We start from the raw sequence: 17,207 nt of genomic DNA on the forward strand, positions 1-17,207 counted from the left end.
AACAGGAGTTTACAATGGCAGTTTCTCTCGTAAAAGGCGGTAACGTTTCTCTGACTAAAGAAGCCCCAACCATGAATGTGGCGATGGTTGGCCTGGGCTGGGACGCGCGCGTGACTGACGGGCAGGCATTTGACCTCGATGCATCTGTATTCATGGTTGGTGACGACGGTAAAGTGTTGTCTGATTCACATTTCATTTTCTTCAACAACAAAATCAGCTCCGATGGCGCTGTTGAGCACCAGGGGGATAATCGTACTGGTGAAGGTGACGGTGATGATGAGCAGGTTAAAATCGACCTGTCTAAAGTCTCTGCTGATGTGAAAAAAATGGTTTTTGCCGTTACTATCTATGATGCGGATGCGCGTAAGCAGAATTTCGGCATGGTGAGTAACAGCTTCATGCGTGTCTACAATAATGACAACGGTGCTGAAATTGCCCGTTTCGATCTGTCTGAAGATGCATCCACCGAAACGGCCATGGTCTTCGGTGAGCTTTACCGCCACGGGGCTGAGTGGAAGTTTAAAGCAGTAGGCCAGGGTTTTGCAGGCGGTCTGTCCGCACTGGCATCCCAACATGGCGTGAATATCTGATAAGTAGAAATGATCTCAACCCCGGATATCCGGGGTTTTTTTATGCAAGGAATGACGATGAAATTGCAATCAGGACAAAATTTACTTCTGCAAACTTCTACACTCGTCCTTAATCTGGATTATCCCACTTCTGCTGGATTTTCAGGGGAACCAGACACCTGCCTGTTTTTACTCAATGAGCATGGCAAGGTAAGCAGCGATCTCGACTTTATATTTTTTAATAACCTGTGCTCGCCTGAAGGCGCCGTATCGCTAACCCCCGAGGCTCAACAGTCAAAGATTTGCATAGAACTGACCAGAGTCCCTGCGAACATCCATAAAATCGCTGTCACTGTTGTCATAGACGGGAATGACACGATAAGTGGTTTACGCCATCTGAATCTGAGTGCGGAAGGTGTGGCATCCTTTGAGGCCGAAACACTGGGTCGAAGTGAGAAAGCGATCATTCTTGCGGAGGTTTATCGCTATCAGGGGGGCTGGAAGATTCGTGTTCTGGGTCACGGCTTTAATGGTGGGCTTGAACCCCTCGCAGTCAGCTACGGCGTTGATGTTGCTACGCCATCTGAACCAGTACCACAGCCGGTTAAGACAATCAGTGTCAGCCTGGAGAAGAAACTTGAAGCCCGGGCACCGAGGCTGGTCAGCCTTGCGAAAAAGGCAACGGTCAGCCTGACAAAGCATAAACTTGATACTGTAGAGGCTAGCGTGGCATTTGTTCTGGATGCCTCGGGTTCGATGACCGGCCAGTTTAAACGAGGGCATGTCCAGTCTGTTCTTGATCGTATAGCGGTACTGGCGGCTCAGTTCGATGATGACGGAGATATGGATCTCTGGGGCTTTGCGGAGCGCCATCGCAAGTATCCGGATGTGACGCTGGATAATCTGGATGGATACATCGCAGCTATCCAGAATACCGGCAAACGCTCAATGTGGGAAATATTGCCAGGGCTTGGCGGTACTAACAACGAGCCACCGGTTATGGAAGAGATTGTTGATTACTACCGTGACAGTAAAATCCCAGTCTATATTGTCTTCATCACTGACGGGGGCATCAGTAAAACCCGGGCTATTAAAGATGCTATTCGCCGCTCAGCAAACTATCCCATTTTCTGGAAGTTTGTGGGCCTTGGTGGCTCTAACTACGGCGTCCTGAAAAACCTTGATGATTTTACCGACCGTAAAATTGACAATACGCATTTCTTCGCGATGGATGATTTTGCGTCAGTGAGTGACGATATGCTCTTTGACCAGTTGCTCGAAGAGTTCAGAACCTGGCACGAAGAGGCGAAGGTTCTTAAGCTTCTTTAAAATTAAAACGTCCTGCGGGGCGTTTTCAATCTTTGAAAGAGGTCGCTTTAAGGCGGGATATCTCCGCTTTCTTCCTGTCCCAGCGGGAATGGAAATGCCGCCAGTGGGCATCTTTCGCCGCCGCCAGCAATTCATAATCACCCCGAGTGTCTCCCCATGCCCGAAGATGATACTGATCCAGAGACCCGTATATAGATTCCAGCCGGTTGATCTTTTGTATGCAACGACAATTGTGCCCTGTAATGCGCCCGGTCAGAATCCCATTTACACTTTCAAGTTCAGTGCCAATCAGCTTGATCCCAAGCCGCTCTGCGAAAGGCGATAGCACAAGCCTTGGTGAGGCTGAACATAGTGTCACCTCTACGCCGGAAGACACTTCGGAAGCTACAGCCAGCAAACCTGACGCTCGCATTAAGCGCTCCCAGTAAAAATCACAATAGAGTTCAGCTTTTTCCTGTACCCATGTTTCCTCGATACCCGTGAGAAACGTTGATATCAACGTCTCTTTGAGCTCATCCCGCGTCAATTTACGCCCCAGACACCTGAGGGAAGGCATAGCAAGTTTAACAAGCCTGCGAGTAAAGCAACGATTACCAAAGGCAAAGCGCAGAAAGGGTATAAAGCTGTCATGGCGGGTAAGGGTTCCGTCAAAGTCAAAAACGGAAAGAACCTTTGTTTCAGCACGAGTTGACGTATTCACATGTAAATTCATTTAGAAGGAGAAAGTTAATCCGAATTTTATCACCTTCTGAGAGGGACAAAAAGTTCACTGACCCGCGTCGGACCGAAATCATTATAGTGCTCGCGATAAATATTCAGTGCGTATACGGCCAGCCCCTGAGGCAACTGATTGCTGGATTTACCACGATGACGGCTGGGCATGCCAGGCGGACCATCTCCATGATAACGTGTGGAAATGATATAGCTGAGTCGTCCCGATTTTCATGTTATCCTTCGGTTTTTCAAAATTCCTCCTGACAGTCACGGAGAATGTATTGTCTGAACCATCAACTAAACGTCCTGATACGGAACTCGCACATCTGGCCTGGTGCATCATCGTTGCTGTAAAACTTGCACGAAAAGAAAGAAAATCACTCACTTCATTGCAAACACACATGTTCATAATGCAATGGCTGGCAACTGCTCAGAAACGCAAACTCTTTCCGAAATCGCTTGCGTCGGACATTATCTGGTTACAGGAACAGGGAAGACTTTATGGCCCCTCCGCACGTCTTTTTAGCAAAGTGGAATACATATGGCTGGCAAGTTCAGGTGAGTTAGCCAGTCAGAGCACACTGTTTCGATTTACCTGCATGATTGACACGCTACGCACGATGGGCTGGCAGGACCACCTGTTATCGGATGCTGAGTGGCAAGATGGCTGGAAATCCGGCACTGAAGTATCAGCAGTGTATACGCAAAAATCCCAACTCCATTGCTCATTTACAGAAACGGGAGAGCTAATTCACCCACTTGAGGTGCGCGTATCTGGTGTTCCTGACGGGATATTTCCATTGCTGGAGCAATGCAGGCTCACAATGGAGAAACATCCTGTAAGTATGGGATATACGGTTTTGATGCTACAGCCAGAAACTAACAATATTCCCGAAGGGATTTAGGTGCTTTATGGCGTCGATTTAAGTATTTTTTAACTAGCCCCGGTATAGAGCGTCGAATTAGGAGAAGTATGTGAGCTTCGATTATGAACTAGCTTATCAACAGGTAAAACAATATCTTGGCAGGCATCAGGACTCATTTATCCAAGAAATTAACCTTGAGAACGATATTAATAAGCGATTATCATTTCCTTCCGAGGTTTTTTTTGCATCTATTCTGCAAAAATGCATTGGTAAAAAAAATGGGCTGATTGAGCAAACTGGAGAAAACCATCCCGATATTATAATGAAGATGAATGGCATTCGTTTTAATTTCGAAGTCACCTTAATGACCCAAGAAGATGAAAGATTCCGATATAAAAGTATCAATGCAAGAGAAAATGCAGTTACGGACAAGCCCAAAACACAACTAACCTCCAAAATACTTGATAAAACAAGACAATATGAGCGCTGGTTCAAAAAAGGCATTGTAAGCAAGAATGATGTAAATATCATAGCTGTTGATTTAGGTGACATTTTTCCTTTTACACCAACAGCAACGCTACTTGACGCAGCGATATTTATGAAAAGTGATGAGTATGAGATACTTAATGATAATTACGGGCGTAAATTTAAAATACCTCAGTCTCGCGGACACTTGGTTAAAACAGACTGTGATGGTAGAGAGTCTAATATACACTTAGACCATGTATATGATGGGTTAAAACACATAGATGCTTTGCTTACTTTCACTAAAATCAATATTCCTGAAAGTAGTAATAATTTCAACATCATAAATATTAACAACAATGAAAATATTAATAGGCTCTCATCCCTGATTTCACCACATTACCAAACTACAATCAGCCGCTGGGGAATATTATGGTGAAATACCTAATGTTTGTTATCGACAATCTACCCCTGATCGACACTTTTTTGTGCTTCAGCCAACAAACTGCTAATTCACCCCTTAGGTGGTAAATTATGCTGTAAGTCATTAAATGGTATCACGAAGTACTTTAACTTACAGCTTCAACCGATGTTCACCACAGGAATGGAAATGAATCACAGGAAATGGATCAGCGATTAAATCTGTTGCTCCGGTGTAAATCCCAGTGCGCACCTCAAAATAAAATAATCATATAAATCAATGACTTTGTCAATGCAGTTTTAAAGTGTCACCTCTTGGTACAAGATAGAAAGGGCACTTTCTGTTAGTATGTTCCTTCATTATTTAAAATGAGTTGATTGAGAGATGGAATATCAGTTAGGTTTAAAAGAAAATGCATTGGATAGTTTCAATGAGGCTCTGGTCAAGTTTGAGTTGGGGCAAAGTGGGGATATACGACAGTTTAAATTTGCCATATTGCACATATCCCATTTCTTAGAGCTCGTATTAAAGCTTTATATTACATCTGTAGATGAAAATATTTTATTCAGCAAATGCTTTAGGCATGTTGAGAAACGTTCGAAAAAAGATGCAATTGATCTTCTTGATGCATATAATTTGCTCTGCGAAGAAGGATTTGATTTTGAAGAACTATTAAGAGACATCCCGTTCCCTCATACTATAACACTTGATCAAGCACTGTCTTTTTCACAATGTGAAAAGTGTAGCAAAACTGGCGTCCAATTTGTAGATATTGATTTCTGCAAAGATATAGAGTGGATTAAAGGCCTAAGAAATAATATCGAACACTATCAATTCAGATTACCTCCTAAAGAAGCAAGATTGTGCATAGGTCGACTTGTTCGGGGTGTAGCAGAGTTTATTGATATCTTTGATTTATTTGACTTGGAAAGTGAAGTTGGCGCACATAATTATAAAATATTTTCTATTTTAGCTGACGAGTACACTCATTTATTACAAGAGGCAGAAAAAGAGGTCGAAGAAAAAGAGGCTGAGGCATTTCGTGGGGTCAGGCATAAGTTTTATGCTCTTATCGAATGGAATGTATATGAATGCCCCGAATGCTCTAACAACACTATGATACCATCAGAAACATCGAGCACTGGATACAAATGTACATTTTGTGCTAATGAAGAAAGCGATGAAATTGAAATCCCGTGTGATTGTTGTGGAACAATGGCTGTTGCTGACGAAATGGAAACATGGCAAATGGATGATGGGTTAGTAGAAAATCGCTGTTATTTTTGCTCTGGTCAATATTACGCTGATAAAGATGATTGATTTTAAGGCCAAATAACTTCTTCTGTTGCATCGCAGAAGCTATCCAGTCATCCACTAACACATTATTATTTCAGATGATTTTATAGCCAGGAAAGCTCTTTCTTGACCTTTCCTCTCTCTGTTGATCCATTATGTTTTTTGATAAAAACTTTATACGCTTTCGAATCAAGAGAAGGGCTAGCAAGAATGGTAATAGGTGAGTGGCAGAAAAATGGTTTCACCGCTTTAGATAAATCCAAATGAAAATCGAACGATGAAATAGAGAAGAAAAATTGACCATCCTGTTTTTTATTCGCTGGGAATATTGCACCGAATCGTAATGACCAAAAGGCAGGAACAACTTCGACTTTAAAATTTAATGGGTGTTTATCTTTATCGTAAAGATATAACCTAATTTTCTCTTTTAATTCATCTTGGATTTTTATTGGAATATAATGTTGCTTCCATTCAAATGTTCCTCGCCAAAACATACTTATGGCGAAATAATACAATTTATCTATATCTATATCTATATCTATACCGTCAGAGAAACCTTGCCCTATAGATATTTGAGGAGCTAATTTCCCAGAGGCATTCCAAACCGGAATTAGTTTTTTATACAATATTTTGTACAACTTAGATACATCTGATTTGTCAGTCTTGGGAAGGCACATTTCAGAGAAGTAATCTTCTCCGTTCACCTTAAGCTTAAGCTTAAGTTCACATTTAGAGCATAGCAAATTACTCGTGAGTTCCATAGGCAATACATAGGTATCGAATTTACTATCAATATAATTAAGTTTATTCCCTTCCTCTACCATACGTCTAAAACGCCGATATACGTGTTGAGGCATAAAATGACTCTTACAAACCTGCGAAACAGTGAGTTTGCACATAGGACATTCGATCATGTTTTTTCCTTATTAATATAAACTATTGTTAATATCTTATTTTTCACTCTTAATATTTGCTAACCAATCTATTGCACCAGGCGTCCTTATCCATGGTTTCATATTATGGTTTACATAATCAATGGCTTCATCCATTTCGCCTAAAGTTATATATCCCGAGTTAGATTTAGGCTGCAAGCGGCACTTTGATAACAAACCGGGGATGTGTCTATTGGAACCGATCGCAATCTTAGCTATATCATCTGCATCCGGGGATGACTGCCTGTAAGCGAGGAGGGCTCGCGCGTACTGAAGATACGGGCGCATATCTTCTGAATAATCATCCAGTAGTAAGACTAGATCGTCCACCATCTCCAGTTCAAGGTAATAACTCGTTAATAAATGACGAATCCCCTGGTTATCATTGGGATTAAGTTGCAGCATTTCGCGGCAATGAGCCATGGCCGGGTAGAAGTTACCAGACTCCCACAATGCATCAGCCAAGCCTGCTTTTGCTCTCATATATGGACGTGTTTCGACAAATCCCCAGAAACGTCCTGCGAACTCCTGAAAATCCTCGCCCAGAGCAATGCTGGCTGCGTACAAAGCCGTCTCCAGATTCCCGATTTTTGACTCAGGAGGTTCTTGAGATATCTCGCAGTAGAATGAGTATGCGTCAGCACAGAGCGGGGATTTCTTGATAGCTTTTCTGATGAGTTTCAGCACAACGTCCAGGTCATCCGTTTCCCAGGCATCGAACATGAACTCCTGAGCCGCAGCCAGATCCAGATGTAATTGCTCAGAACTGACAGCATTTTTATACAAATCAACGCGCTTTTTAGTCGGGAATTTAATCATCTCAAGTATCCTTTTGGGGGCTCACTGTTCCGGTACTTTGCAGCACTGATGGTCGATTCTATCGCTTTGAACTTGCCACAAACAAGCTCGGGTCTGCCAGAACGGGATTGATAGCCCGGAGCTGTTCCTGGACGCGAACCTGAGCCTTACGGCTGGGCGATTTTTTGCTTCGTTCCCGTTTGCCTTCGCTTTCCCGCTCATCCTGTTTTACCTGAGCCAGTCTGAGTACTGTCCCGAGACGTTTGTTATCAACAATCTGCCCCTGGTCGACACAGGCCAGCTTATCAAATGCCTGGCACTTAAGGCTCCGGTGCCCATAGTGGAAGGCGAGGGTGCCATCGGGATAATCCAGTACTTTAATTTTTTCACCGGCAAGACGGCTATTTTCTTCTGTTGGGTCCATGAGATAAAGGATCTTATCGTACTGGAATGTCAGTGATTTCGACACGGTACGAACATCATGCCAGGCAAAGATGTCTCTTAACTCACCGGGGCTTTCCTGCACCGGACGATGCAAATCTTTCGGGAACCTGGCCGGACGTGAGAATCGGCGGTTAAAGTCTGCAATGAAAGTGGCAAGCCAGGCATTTGCAGCCTCAATGCCGGTAATACCTTCCAGACGCATTTCTTTGATCAGTCGATCCTGAAGAGTCTGATTCGCACGTTCCACGCGGCCTTTAGCTTCAGAGCTGTTGGCACATATAAGCTCGATTGCCAGGTCATAGAGCACACGTCCGAACTGGGTAACGGTGGTATTGCGGTTCTCCGGACCACTGACGCGAAATATTGCGTGTTTGTCACTGTACAGCGATACCGGTTTCCCATGCTGCTCAATGTATTCCCGGGTTGCCAGCATGTAGTCAAAGGCTGTTTCTGACTCGCTGAACCGCAAATGCATCAGGCGGCCGGTGGCATCATCGATAAATACCAGAAGGCAGCATTTTGGCGCACGGCCTTCAAACCAGTCATGGTGGGAGCCGTCGATCTGGATAAGTTCACCCAGGCAATCACGCCGATGCCGGGGTTGATAAACCCGTGACTTGCGACGAGCATGCGGAACCCAGAGTCCGTCCGACGTCATCCAGTTGCGGACAGTCTCGATTGAAAGCCGGATATCATGACGCTCTCTGAGTTTTTCTGCGGCCAGTGTGGGTCCAAAGTCGCTGTAGTTTTCACGTATCAGCGTGAGTACGCGTAGTTTGAGAGATTCGGTCAACCGACGGTTGCTGGGTTGACCGCGTTTGCGGCTGACAAGTCCTTCAGCACCAGAAACCCGGTAACGATTGATAAGCCGTTGCGCCTGACGTTCTGAGATGCCAAGCTGTGACGCTGCATCGCGACGACGTAGGCGCTTTTCACAAACAGCCTGTATCACTGGCAAGCGATGAATCTCTTTATCTGACATGGTCACCAACATCCGTTGAGTCCCTTAGAATTGCATTCAGTTTAGCTTACTCTAAGGTGACGTTTCTATCTGGATAAAAAGTGACATTACTAAATAGTTCTAACAGACTTAGTGCGCATAACGAGGATTATGTGAAATCATCGTTAAGTAGTCGATTTATTTGGAAGAGACGTCGCCTTTAAGTTAAAATCACCCATACACAATATCGACTGGAGCAACTCATGGCTGACACCAACCTCCCCCCGGGTTATAAAAAATGCAAAGCATGTCAGCAAGTAAAACCCTTTGAACAGTTTGGAAAAGAGCTCAAGGGCAAATTTGGCCTCAAGAGCAAATGCCGAGCGTGTATCAGCGAGAAAAACAAAAAGTACGCAGCAGGCCCAGGGGCAGAAATAAAGACGCAAAATAATAGGACCTATCAGGCCGATAACAAGACTGAGCTCGCGCAGAAAATGCGCGTTAAGCGTGCGAAGGAAAAATTTGGTGATAGGTATTATTCCCACCTCGCATCTTTAGAGGCCATGAAAAAGCTCAAATAATGTAGATAAAACTAAGGACTTCACGATGAAAGTAAAAGAGCTACAGGCAATGTTAGCTGGGTACGATCCGGACGCTACTGTATTGATTTCTGGTTTTGAGACAACCGCTAGCCTTTGGGTTGCTGAAGCTGATACCGTAACTAATTGTGCTTCAGTGTTGCAGCCAGAAACGCCAATGCTTGGCAACCGGAAACTCTCTAGTGATGGTGATGCATCGGTGTGGATCGGGTGGCGCAATGACTATAGAACAGATACTTTTCTCCATGCTTTAGCTACACCAGAAGACTATGAGTAAATTCCTTGTAGGAACTAAGACTCAAAGCCTTGCGTGTCAACGCAGCCCGATGGCGGCGTTGACGGGACAAACTGCTCTACAGTTACTTGATAACACAGCTTACAAAACACCCGATTAACTGAACCACTCCGGATGCTTTTGCTTATCGCCTCCCAAGACATGGGCCGTGTACTCCTCAACCTCTGCCGAACTAAGCATGACCCCATCAGCATTAATAATAAATGGCCGGAACTTCACCGCATCTTTATTGAATTTAGAATCCGCATAAACATTAATGATAAAATGCAATCGCTGTTCAGAAGAGACCTGACGTCGCCACGCCTGAAAACATTGTGTCTGCTTAATGTAGTTGGTCAGCAAAGGGGCATACGCTTTGTTTTCCTCAGGACTCAACTTCTGGCTTCTTACAACTTTATTGATGATTGTAGCAACCCCCGCAACCACCTCTTCAAAATTTACCCTGGTCGTGACTCTCGTGTTATTAAAATCATTTTGAGATAACGACACTAACCATGTTTTCTTAAAACGCCAATCTCTGAAATACACGAAGTGCGATGATACAGGCGTTGCATGGTTGAACTCGTCCAAATTCCAGCCAAATCCCTCCATCGTACATTTGCTAATCTCTTTATCAATTAAATCCATAATACAACCCCTGCGTTTTGCTTTGCTTAAATATTGAGTGACTTATATTCCCGACCTAATAGATATGCTAGCATAATCGAAATAATCACAAACACTATCTGCACACCGAAATTTAAAATAACTTATACAGAAGTTAATAACGCAGGCGTCTAATTTAATGGAGTTAGCATGGTTAACATTCATTTAATAACAACATGTGCGAAAAGTAAAAATGGCGACGTGAAAGACTCTATATTTCCAAATGATATTACTGATATCCGCAAGGCATTTTCAGAATGGTCATCGATGGTCAGACACCGGTACCAGCAACGCAAAGACATTACTGACGCAAAAAATTTGTATCGCGGTGCTCACTGGAAAACAGCGTTAGAAATAAGCAATCACTTTCCGAATGTCTCACTTTGGGTTATTTCCGCCGGTCTCGGACTTCGCCATAGTTCCGATCCCACGATGCCCTATGAGGCAAGCTTCTCATTCATGCCCCACGACTCGTCAGACGTATGGGCATTGCATATTCGTGAACCGATTTTGCCAGGCCGCATCTGTTCGCTTTCTGAACTTCTCGGCACCCACAACGCAGATCGGTTTGTTCTGGCAGCATCCCCCCTCTATCTGAAGGCGATAGAGCGCGACCTGCTTGAAGGTATCAATAAGTTATCAGATCCGTTTACGCAGATTACTATTGTCACAACTAAAGCCTACGCCGGTAACCTGCTGCCGTATGTGAAATGTGCAAATCAGTCCATGATGGGCGAGCTGGGTGCAAACATGACGACCCTCAATATCAAACATGCTAAGCGCATTCTTGAAAGCAACGCCTTCGAATCAGTTCTGTACATCAGTTGAAACGCCAGTAGGTGAAAAGTAACTTTTCACCTACTGGCCCGGTAACCCGTCATTACCAGGTGGCAAAGCGGGAAATGACGTCCAAACAGATAGGATGAAAATGTTTACCACGCTCGTTTAATGACCCTGGTAACTCCGGGTGCAGGCTGGTGCCATTCTACGTTTTCAGCTGAGCTACGGATTCGGGTTGATCCCCGCCCGATATTTCTTAAGGCTTGCTCCTCTGAATCCATTCGGTATGTTCGTACTTCAAAATCGTCTGGGCAGATACTCCCGAGTACTTCCTGGATCGTCAATTCTTGCTGGCTGATATCGTACCAATGCGATAGCAATACTGATTTACCATCCCGGTCCACCGGCTGTTTATTGAAATGGTCACGTTCAAACTCCCACACGGTAACCGGCGATAATCCCTGCGGCCGAGGGTTATGAATAACCTCATCAATCATAATCGCACCATCGTCATCGATGAAAGACGGAGTCAAATATAACTGGCCATTTTTGCTGAAATTAGCCTCCAGCCAGCTCCACTGATCATTCAACATCGTTGGCATCTCATGAGTTCCTCCCGCTGCCCAGAGGCTATAGGAAGCCTTTCTGTTACTGTCAAACAAAGCCGACTGTACCTCTCCTTCCGATTTTGTAAAAATGCCCAGAACTGGTGGCACTCCGGCTTCTAATTTGGCCAGCATTTTCTTCTCTACTTCATCTGCATACTTAAAGTTAGAGAGGTACTCTTCAAGAAACAGCTTCCGGAGCTCCTCATTCGGGGCATAGTGCAGTAACCAGTCTTGTGGCGATTTGGTACCAATGTAGAGCAAGTGTGCCTTTCCTCGCACCCGCTCTACGCCAACAGGAATCATCAGATTTGGAAATTCAGCTGCTGTTGTCTCTTCATTAATTTCTTCAAATGCCTCAAACCATTGCCTCATCACCTCAGTGAAGATGTCAGGATCTGAGATCCCCACAAAACGCTGAAGGGCCTCTGGGCCAGCACTGCAAAGGTCAAACCATGATTGTTTTTCCTGATAACTCGCAAATGCCGTTTTCTTACCAGCCCATTCCGCCACCAGCTGTGGCTCTTCATACAGGGTATTTTCCGACGGCGTGATGTTATTCATTTTGACCCAGTCCTTACTGACCTGGCGGATGGAACCTTTTGTGTTTGATGCGAGCTGTAACTTGTGAACCCAGGCATGTGCTTCCAGGCGGTTATCGCATTCATATGCGGCAGGCGTGGCATATGCCAGTAACTTTCCAGTGGCATTTACCGATAAGCGAATAAGCCTGAAGCCCTGCTGTTCCAGGAAATATTTCACGTCAGGGTATCGAGCCATAGCAGCTCCACCAAGCTGGAAAAGCTGATTCAGCAGACCTTCCCTACCCTTTTGTGTTCCCATCGCCACAGAGAGTGGCTCACCACGGTTATTTGCACGAAACGTGATGATGCACTTATCGATGAGGCCCGGGCGGCTTTCAGGTGTGCCGATATGGCCATCAATGAGTGCCTGGTTTAGTTCCATACGATAGCTATGTTCTTCCAGGCGCTCCTGATGGATGAATTTCAGCGCCATTTTAAACATCCGGATGTAGAAGATGTGATTGCTGCGGAACTTCCGACGTCGGATATACCACTCAAGGTCTTCCGGAAGAATGGTATCCATGCACAGATACCCCATGGTCTCCCTGACCTGGTACTTCGACATGTTAACCTTACAGCTAATGATTTTGTCTGTTGAATACCGTCTGCACGAAACATTAGCGATAACGTCCTCGCCCTGACGGCTGGCAATGACGATCTCGTAATCCTTAAGCGGTTTCGCTTTCCAGCTCCAGCCCCGATAGCTGCTATAAGCACTGTCCTCCTGAGTGGCGCCCGGTGCTGTTTGTGGCGAAATAAGCTCATTCCAGGCGCAAAGTACCCGTGATCCGGACTGCAATGCTGAATTAGATCGGGCGATGAACTCTGAAAGAGACGGCCGAAGTTCAGGGGCGGCCAATAAACCACTGCCATCATTGTCGTGGAGGAAGGTCATGAATTGCCCCTGGAATTCCATACTCAGGAAGCTATAAGGGGTTTGTTTATCATAGAAAGACCCAAACAGCTTCAACCGATGATCCAGCCCGCAAATGAGGATCAAAAAACGACGATAGTGCAAGGCCATCAGGTCATGAGCCTTAAGCCGGTCCGTATAACTGACATCTTCAAATTTAATGGTGCTCCCATCCATACCCCGGAAGTGCGATTGCTGTTCGCTTTCGGATGGAAACAGTTGGTTTGCCCCGAGATGGCTTTCTACTGATGAAAAGACCTGATAAATGTTCTGCCCATCCCTTACAAGAAGGAAGACCACTTTATTCTGACTATTTCGGGCCTGATTCTCCCAAGGATCGCGATAATCAATATAACGACGTGTAGTTGCCATACAGACAATAGAGCGCTCCGACGGGAAAATTTGTTCCACCAGCGAGGTGTTTGATTTCAGTACCTGATGGAATCGCTCCATGCTGGAAAAATCAAACCATTCATCAAGGTCTGCCCATACTGCAAGCTCTTCGTCGACCATGAGTTTGCTCTGAACGATCTGAAGCGGAATGCTCTCAGGTGCTGACTCACCTTCGCAAATCGTCACCACTTCCACATCTTTGCCGATGTAGAGCTCCAGACTACCTACTCCATCCTGAATTTTCTTCACATGCTCCCGGGATGCTTCGGACGTCGCGATCATCGCGGCGCCCTGCTCCTCAAAATATGGTGTCATTCGCTGAATCGCCAGGGTGATATCATTCGACCTGGATGAGATGGTTCGGCTGATAATCTCGTTGATCCGCCCTTCCTGTCTGGCCGCATTACGGATTTCATCGATACGTGCTTCGTTCAAATCCGATGACAACGCATTTTGGACACTCCCCACTGCAATCGAGGCAATCGCCTGGGATTGAGTAGTAAGCGCAAGAGCACCACCGTTCATGCTCGCCGGTTCTGGATGACTCTGTTCCTTCTCAAACTGTTCAATTGCAAAGCTTCTGAGTGCTTTGGGGTTGCCTACAAGCCCGGTGAGATCAGCCTGAAGTCTGGCTACTTCTTCCTGCACATGCAGCAGCTCGGCCGCACGGATCTGCTTATGTTCAGGCTGGAACTGGAATCGGTTTAAAAAGTCCTGTGTCAGAAAGCGATGCTCTGTCATCGTCTTTCCTCTTTCATGAACCTTCCCCTGACTATCGGTTACCTGAATGGTAATTGTCTTGCCAAACACGCGTGGGTGAGAGCGCAGAATGACGGTATGCAGTTCGTCCTCGACATAGCGTAAGGAGACAATAAGCAATGTCTCACCGGCTTTAATTCCTTCCTCCGGGATATCGTCCAATGCTGACCAGAACTCACCTGAGACCAGAGATTGAAAACGTTCAATGCGTTCTACGCCATGTTTGATGACCAGCTCACCCATCGTAATCTTCCTTACCAAACAATATTTGAAGGAAGTCTATCAGGATGAGCCTAGCCTCTAATAAGCTGTGCGGCCCTAAATGCCTATCCTGCTGCGTATAAATATCCTGTCAGGGTGTGCAACAGACATATCAGCCACGAGTGAGAGGGTCCAGAAGTGTTTATTGATGCATGCATGGAAGGTGCGGCCAGAGACCGCACCCAAAATGATGGACCTACAACTGAGGGAACTCGATTGCAAAAGTGGCCGTGCCGGAATAGCCGCTTTCAGCAGGTATCACCGGATAGGATCGCTCCTCTCCATTCCCCATATCTAACGACAGTGACTTTGTCTCTCCCGGCTGAACAGTAACTCCGGCAACGGTGACACCGAACTGAGCATTTTTCTGAACGGTCAGAGTCCCGTTCAGCAGCCCAGTGATGATTGAACCGTCCTGCCGACGCAATACGCTGGTTCGAATAATGGCAAGCGGTGTATTGTCTGTAGCTTTCAAAGCGACAGCTGTAGCCAGCGTCTTTAAGTTATCCAGTAATATCAGATTGGCTGGCTGATACGTGAAGTTAAGCGTTTTAATAGTCTGGTTTCCCGACCCATCAATCGCCAGAGCCTCAAGATGATACGTTTGGTCTGACTCATCCGTATTTGGGAAAATTCTAGGATATTCAGGAATATAGACATCTTTGCTAATGGATGTAAAAGCCAGTGTGACCTTTTCTGAGTTAGGGCCGCCTGCCAACTTGAGTGACGTTAAGGAGGCATCCCCAGAGGCATCAGTAACGCTTATCCGCAGGTTCTCAAGCCCCTTTACCAGTACTCCCTCAGCATCGGCACCATTGAAAGTAAAGCCGATAACGGGAAGCGTAGTATCGATGTTCAGAGGTGTATTTAGCGATTTGGTACTCTTGTTTCCAACCAAATCCGTAGCTGTCACATCGAGCACTGTATAATTACCATCCGGCAGACCGGCATAAGAGAACGTAGCATTTTTCGTTTTAAAATCGCTCTCCGTCACAGATGTTGGCGTCAGCGTTAAAATTTCTTCACGAGAATTTTTAAGCGTAGCTTGAAAAACTTTGGTGTCCCAGTAACTGATATTCCAGGCATTGACCCGATCATTATCGGTTGCAGTCATGGAAATTGTTTTTGCTGCTTTGTTAATCTGAGCACTGTTAATGACTGGAGCATTGTTATCCCAGATTACGGAGAAATTACCGGCCAGCGAGTCGTAAATATTGCTACCATCTTTTCCGGAATAAAGATGGATATATTCGAATCCCTTACCGCTGGTGTACGCGAAATTGACCGCCATTTCGCAGCTGGTTTGCCCCACAGGTATAGTACAAAACCAGTTTGGTTCCTTAACCGTTCTGAATTTCTGTACATAATTTCGTTGCTCTGCGGTGACCTTAATGCGTGAAATAGTCCCCGTCTGTATGCTGATTGACGCTTGCTTCAGCCACTCGTTTGTTTCACTGCGATACATTTCCTTAGCCACTATCTTAGGAGCCATCTCCAAAGAAGATGCAGGGGAGAAATTAAAATAATTGTTATGAATTCGTCTGACCCCACCGGCCAGAGTTTCAAACTCATAATAGGTATCACCAACGCTGGGATAGATATATTTAAATGTGAAAATGTTATAGTTATTATCTGAAGTCTGATACTTGCTGTCAGCCCAGCCATATTTTGTTCCATTAGTGGAAACAAAATCACTTTTCTTCCTTAAAACTCTGATGGAAATTGGATTTTGATATACCTCCATACCAGATTCATAGGTCTCCCATAAGCCAGTATTCGCATTCTGTACCTGAATAAGATCGTCTGGTTTAACCCTATCAATTACACTCCGTCGACTCAGTTCACTCCTGTTACCAGCTTTATCATACAGGTATATGCCTATCGTATACTCAGACCGGGCATCCGGGGCCATCGCACTACCGCTTGCATCATCAATCTGTACAGTGACACTGCCATCGACAGTGTTAATTTTTGCCCCCTTTCTGCGCTCCACTCCAGCAGAGTCAGTAATAAAATACTCTGCTTTATCAAGCCCAGAGCTTTTGTCGCTCAGGCCATTGAACACTATTGCCTGAACACTTGCGTACTGCATTCCAGGTGGGAGCGAGGTAAAGATCGCTTCACTTCCGTAGGTCCAGCCATTTCTCGTGTAGGTGATGGTGCCTGTTACTGGCGGGGTACGGTCTATTGCAATTGGATAATCCTGGCGAGAAACCTCTTTCCCTTGCAAATCGGTGATGATTTCTCTCAGCGTAAAATTATCTTCACCCATTGCTGGCACCGTAAGAGTCTTACCATAATAATCAAACCCGCCAGACGATGTTGCTCGGTCATTAACAGTGATCAGGCCGCTTTTTGTACTCCAGATAGTACTACCATCACTTCTCAGCAAGGCCAGGGTGATGTAACGATCAAGCCCCGAAATAACCGAAACATCAAAGCTCGTTACCGGGTTGATCCATTTCACTGCCGGGGTTACGGTTTTCTTTGCATTTAGCGTATCTTTAAAACTCAGTTCTGCAACCTCAGCTAAAGCACTAATACTGAAGCTTGAGAGAGCAACAAACAGCGCCACGTTCTTTTTCATGGGGGTTCTCCT

Annotated in this window: 15 protein-coding genes and 1 pseudogene; 8 read left to right on the top strand and 8 right to left on the bottom strand. The window is 45.2% G+C overall.

Annotation, left to right across the window (positions count from 1 at the left end; genetic code table 11):
- Nucleotides 1-14: 14 nt before the first annotated feature.
- Together EXW94_RS25465 and EXW94_RS25470 are read left to right on the top strand one after the other, a co-directional pair.
- Nucleotides 15-590, top strand: a complete 576-nt coding sequence (locus EXW94_RS25465; protein ID WP_174341390.1) for a TerD family protein — start codon at nt 15-17, stop codon at nt 588-590.
- A 57-nt stretch (nt 591-647) separates the two neighbouring features.
- Entirely contained in the window at nt 648-1,898 is a 1,251-nt protein-coding gene (locus EXW94_RS25470) for a VWA domain-containing protein (RefSeq protein ID WP_174341391.1), read from the top strand.
- A 25-nt stretch (nt 1,899-1,923) separates the two neighbouring features.
- Here EXW94_RS25470 and EXW94_RS25475 read toward each other — a convergent pair whose 3' ends face one another.
- Entirely contained in the window at nt 1,924-2,610 is a 687-nt protein-coding gene (locus tag EXW94_RS25475) for an HAD family hydrolase (RefSeq protein WP_174341392.1), read from the bottom strand.
- Between the two features lie 53 nt (nt 2,611-2,663).
- Nucleotides 2,664-2,807, bottom strand: a pseudogene (locus EXW94_RS28625) (ISNCY family transposase); the annotation flags it as partial.
- A gap of 86 nt (nt 2,808-2,893) precedes the next feature.
- Between EXW94_RS28625 and EXW94_RS25480 the strand changes: the two are divergent.
- The 3 genes from EXW94_RS25480 to EXW94_RS25490 all read left to right on the top strand — a co-directional run bounded on the left by EXW94_RS25480 (nt 2,894) and on the right by EXW94_RS25490 (nt 5,684).
- Nucleotides 2,894-3,517, top strand: a complete 624-nt coding sequence (locus EXW94_RS25480; protein ID WP_254797894.1) for a DUF2913 family protein — start codon at nt 2,894-2,896, stop codon at nt 3,515-3,517.
- 70 nt (nt 3,518-3,587) lie between these two features.
- Complete coding sequence (locus EXW94_RS25485; protein WP_174341394.1) at nt 3,588-4,382, top strand: hypothetical protein; 795 nt, start codon at nt 3,588-3,590, stop codon at nt 4,380-4,382.
- A 366-nt stretch (nt 4,383-4,748) separates the two neighbouring features.
- Nucleotides 4,749-5,684, top strand: a complete 936-nt coding sequence (locus tag EXW94_RS25490; protein WP_174341395.1) for a hypothetical protein — start codon at nt 4,749-4,751, stop codon at nt 5,682-5,684.
- An 80-nt stretch (nt 5,685-5,764) separates the two neighbouring features.
- Here the strand turns inward: EXW94_RS25490 and EXW94_RS25495 are convergent, their stop codons facing one another.
- The 3 genes from EXW94_RS25495 to EXW94_RS25505 are packed head-to-tail and all read right to left on the bottom strand — an operon-like array spanning nt 5,765 to nt 8,816.
- Nucleotides 5,765-6,574, bottom strand: coding sequence for a hypothetical protein (locus tag EXW94_RS25495; protein ID WP_174341396.1), 810 nt, complete (start codon nt 6,572-6,574; stop codon nt 5,765-5,767).
- 36 nt (nt 6,575-6,610) lie between these two features.
- Nucleotides 6,611-7,411 carry a hypothetical protein gene (locus EXW94_RS25500; RefSeq protein WP_174341397.1) on the bottom strand — a complete coding sequence of 267 codons (801 nt, stop codon included), beginning with the start codon at nt 7,409-7,411 and terminating at the stop codon, nt 6,611-6,613.
- Between the two features lie 58 nt (nt 7,412-7,469).
- Complete coding sequence (locus tag EXW94_RS25505) at nt 7,470-8,816, bottom strand: ISNCY-like element ISLad2 family transposase (RefSeq protein WP_174341573.1); 1,347 nt, start codon at nt 8,814-8,816, stop codon at nt 7,470-7,472.
- Nucleotides 8,817-9,037: 221 nt separating this feature from the next.
- On the opposite strand from EXW94_RS25505, the gene EXW94_RS25510 reads away from it, so the two are divergent.
- Together EXW94_RS25510 and EXW94_RS25515 are read left to right on the top strand one after the other, a co-directional pair.
- Nucleotides 9,038-9,355 (top strand): hypothetical protein, encoded by a 318-nt coding sequence (locus EXW94_RS25510; RefSeq protein WP_050862635.1) that lies wholly within the window; start codon nt 9,038-9,040, stop codon nt 9,353-9,355.
- A gap of 25 nt (nt 9,356-9,380) precedes the next feature.
- Nucleotides 9,381-9,650, top strand: coding sequence for a hypothetical protein (locus EXW94_RS25515; protein WP_050862636.1), 270 nt, complete (start codon nt 9,381-9,383; stop codon nt 9,648-9,650).
- 114 nt (nt 9,651-9,764) lie between these two features.
- Here EXW94_RS25515 and EXW94_RS28395 read toward each other — a convergent pair whose 3' ends face one another.
- Nucleotides 9,765-10,295 (bottom strand): hypothetical protein, encoded by a 531-nt coding sequence (locus EXW94_RS28395; protein WP_174341398.1) that lies wholly within the window; start codon nt 10,293-10,295, stop codon nt 9,765-9,767.
- Nucleotides 10,296-10,463: 168 nt separating this feature from the next.
- Here EXW94_RS28395 and EXW94_RS25525 point away from each other — a divergent pair, with 168 nt between their 5' ends.
- Nucleotides 10,464-11,141, top strand: a complete 678-nt coding sequence (locus EXW94_RS25525; RefSeq protein WP_174341399.1) for a DUF6884 domain-containing protein — start codon at nt 10,464-10,466, stop codon at nt 11,139-11,141.
- 104 nt (nt 11,142-11,245) lie between these two features.
- Here EXW94_RS25525 and EXW94_RS25530 read toward each other — a convergent pair whose 3' ends face one another.
- Both EXW94_RS25530 and EXW94_RS25535 read right to left on the bottom strand, forming a co-directional pair.
- The gene (locus tag EXW94_RS25530) at nt 11,246-14,590 is read right to left on the bottom strand and encodes a hypothetical protein (RefSeq protein WP_174341400.1); all 3,345 of its coding nucleotides are present in this window, start codon (nt 14,588-14,590) and stop codon (nt 11,246-11,248) included.
- A gap of 214 nt (nt 14,591-14,804) precedes the next feature.
- Nucleotides 14,805-17,195, bottom strand: a complete 2,391-nt coding sequence (locus tag EXW94_RS25535) for an Ig-like domain-containing protein (RefSeq protein WP_174341401.1) — start codon at nt 17,193-17,195, stop codon at nt 14,805-14,807.
- Between the last annotated feature and the right edge of the window lie 12 nt (nt 17,196-17,207).

This window comes from Enterobacter sp. JMULE2, assembly GCF_013337145.1.
Lineage (GTDB): Bacteria > Pseudomonadota > Gammaproteobacteria > Enterobacterales > Enterobacteriaceae > Enterobacter > Enterobacter mori.